This is a genomic window from Granulicella sp. dw_53, assembly GCF_018449545.1.
Lineage (GTDB): Bacteria > Acidobacteriota > Terriglobia > Terriglobales > Acidobacteriaceae > Edaphobacter.
In genome coordinates this window covers 1-3,520 of the sequence record NZ_JAAVUR010000039.1, presented here as the reverse complement: position 1 = coordinate 3,520, position 3,520 = coordinate 1, and the positions used below count along the sequence as shown (strand labels likewise).

The 3,520-nt window shown below is 57.4% G+C and carries 1 protein-coding gene; it reads left to right on the top strand.

Annotated features, from left to right (window positions below; all coding sequences use genetic code 11):
* Positions 1–302: 302 nt before the first annotated feature.
* Positions 303–3,520: arabinofuranosidase catalytic domain-containing protein (locus HB393_RS24845; protein ID WP_213807917.1), on the top strand; the 3,218-nt coding region annotated here is incomplete at its 3' end.

Genomic DNA, 3,520 nt, shown 5'->3' with positions numbered 1-3,520 from the left:
CCACCACCAGCTTTTGGGAGGTTTCGGCTGCACACTGCTCGAGGGTTATTAATGTATATGGTCGCCAAGCCTCACCGTAGGCTCTCGAAGATCCGCACCCCACGCGCAGTAGCAGCTACACCAAGTCCTATAAGGCAGGCGCATTGGATTTCGAGGTATTTTCAGTAACTGCGATGGAAACAATTCATTGCCAAGTGATATACGTATCCCGGAAGAAAATTCAAATAAACTGGGCACCGAATACTGGGAGAGATCCTTCGTTTTGAGCCCAGCACAGTTCTTCCCAGCAGATCAGGATAAGAATGAAAACGAGAATCGATTTTGTGCTTAAATATGCGCTCGTGCTTTCGGTCATGGGGGCCACTCTGGCGATGGCGCAACAGTCTCATACGGGCGGTGGCGCCGCCCAGAGGCCCCAGGGCACATGCGATATCTATGCGGTTGCCGGTGACCCGTGTGCTGCGGCACATAGCTCGACCCGGGCGTTATATGCGGCCTATAACGGTCCCCTCTACCAGGTTCTGCGCCAATCGGATGGTAAAACCCTGGACATTGGCGTCGTCCAGGCTACTGCAACTCCAGTCCCGGATCCCGGTGGATACGCGGACGCAGCAGCACAAGATAAGTTCTGTGCCGGCACCTACTGCTGGATCGGCATCATCTACGATCAATCCCCCAAACACAATGACTTGATTCAGGCTCCACGGGGCGGATTCAGTGGCCCGACCTTGGGTGGGTTCAATACCCTTCCGATTGCGGACATGGCCCCGATCACGATCATGGGGCACAAGGTGTACGGCGTGTTCATCGCACCGGGCATGGGGCTTCGCCAGAACGACGTTAAAGGCACCGCGGTCGACGACCAGGCCGAAGGGCAATACTGGGTCGTCAACGGGAAGCATTACAACGCCGGTTGCTGTTTCGATTATGGCAATGCTGAGATTGACAGTCGCGATGATGACAACGGCACCATGGAGACCCTCTACTTTGGTAACGCCACGCCGTGGTACAGCGGGGCCGGTAGCGGGCCGTGGATTATGACGGACCAGGAAAATAATCTTGTCGGGTGCGTCAACGACGATGGGACTAAGGGCTGCCCCAATTTACCCAGCATCCCCTGGCGCTTTGTAACTGCAATCGGCAAGGGAGAACCACACCATTGGACCTCCATGGGAGGGGACGCGCAAAAGGGCGCTCTGTCGGTCATGTTCGATGGACACCGTGTGAATCCAACCTACGACCCGATGCGCAAGCAGGGGGCGATTCTTCTGGGCAACGGTGGCGACAATAGCATCGGCTCGCAGGGAACGTTCTATGAAGGAGCGATGACCGCGGCGGGCACGTTCCCATCGGACGCTACCGACCAGCTTGTCCAGGCGAATATCGTGGCTGCAAAATACGACGTAACGCCACTGGTTTTGGCTCCGGTTGCAATAGCAACAGCGCATGGGGGGGCGCAGACCTTCACTCCGGGATCTTCTCGAGACTTCAAACTAACCTTCACGAATACAACAGGGGCTCCTGTAGCGGACGTTTCATTGACCATTGCTGTGCCCAACAAACAGTGGACCGCAGTCGCTTCAGTCACTACCCCAACATCGAAGATGTTCGCTCAGCAGATCGCTCCGGGTGCGAGCGTTAGCGCGACTTTCAAAGTGACCTCCGCACCTGCGTCCTTCAACGGCGATCTCATCGGCCATGCGTCGTGGACGAATTCTACCAGCGGTAGAAAGCAGATTGAAACGGCGGTTGAAAAGATTCGTAATGCCAGACCAGTCAAAATCAACGAGTTTCAAGTCAACTCGGCCGCTCCCGGGAATTCGACCGATTCCTTTATCGAGCTCTATAATGCAGGTTCTCAAAGCGTCGATCTCTCCAACTGGACATTGACCGAGCACCCAGCGCACCAGGCTATTTCTTCGACGGTAAAGATCCCAGCTGGAACGAAGCTCGCGCCGGCCGGCTTCTACCTGCTCGGCCTGTCCAACTCGGGGCTGGCGGTTCCCGCACAGGCAGGTGGCAGCGTTATCCATGTCAGAAACGTTGATGGAATGTCAGTCGGGGACACGGTCCAGATCGGCGACGGCTCCCGCATGGAGGTACGAAAGATCGCAACCTTGGGGACGGCTGCCAGCAACCACACGACGTTGTGGCAATCGCTTCCCGAAGAAGTGGTTATCACCGTTCCGCCCGGCTCGACCAATGTGCCGGTTGAGGATACATCCGGCTTTGTCGTCGGTCAGAAGATTGCGCTTGGCTATGGCTCTACCTATCCGATCGTTGCGAATACAGTCGAGCAGTACGAGATTGCGACAGTGACCGCAGTCGGCAAGCCTGGGACACAGGCGTATCTGGCGATGGAAGCGCTCCCGGGGTCCACAAACATCCAGGTGACATCCCTCGCAAATGTCTCCGCCGGTGACAAGATCAGGTTGGATATCGATAGCGTTGGTCATGGGATTGAAACCGTAACGGTGGCGCATGTCGGCACGGCGGCGAGTCAGACGAATCTATCAGCTTCTGTGAGCGCCGGGTCAACCCGGATCAACGTGCGCCGGGCAGAGGGTTTTGCGATAGGCCAGAAGATCTCGGTCGGCACTCCGGCCAGCCTGCAAGCCGTTACCGTCACTGCAGTGGGCGCCCCAGGACCAGATGGTACCTCGATCGACTTCACACCTGCTCTAGAGAAGCCTCATGTCGCGAGTGAGTGGGTGGTATCGCCGGGAACAGGCCTGGACCTGGCAGCACCACTTCGGTTCAATCATGCGGCCAACCTTCCGTTCAGCAATCGCGGAACAGGAATCAGCTTTCAACCGGCGACTGCCTTTGCCCATGCGAGCAACGAGCCGGTTCAGGGACTTGGGACAGGCGTAACGCTCGATAGACCACTGACCAACAACCACGCGATCTATGCGCCCGTACGCGATGCTGCAGTTAAGACCGCGGGATACCAGGGTATGGCAAGGCCTAACCAGTGGTTTGGAGGACCGGAACTGACCACGAAGACTCCACAGTTCGGCCGTACTCTTACCGTCGAGGAAGGTAGCATCGTGCTGCGTGACCCAGCGGGTACGGTCGCGGACAGCCTAAACTATGGATGGCTGGTGGATCCATGGGCTGCCGAAGGGGATCAAGCTGTCTCGGGAGGTCAATCAGGCGGTTGCTACGCGCCGGCACCGGGTTCCGTGTTCAATTCATGGTCGACCGTTGTGGCGCCTATTGCCCTCAATACGAGCGCGGGACGGTTTCCAGACGGCGCCGATACCGATAGTAACTGCACGGATTTTTCAACGCAGGCCGCTGCTTCTTTAGCGGCTACTTCAGCAGCGGGTGCAACGAACATCAAGGTCGCCAGTACGGGAGGCTTCCGCCCGGGTCAGACAGTTCATATCGGTTCTGGATCAAATACCGAAACCGCCGTGATCGCAACGGTTGGAACAGCAGGCGCCACCACGGTGCGCACGCCTGCCAATGCTGGAGGAACTCTTCTCTCTGTCGTAAACGGGGCTGGGTTTGCCGG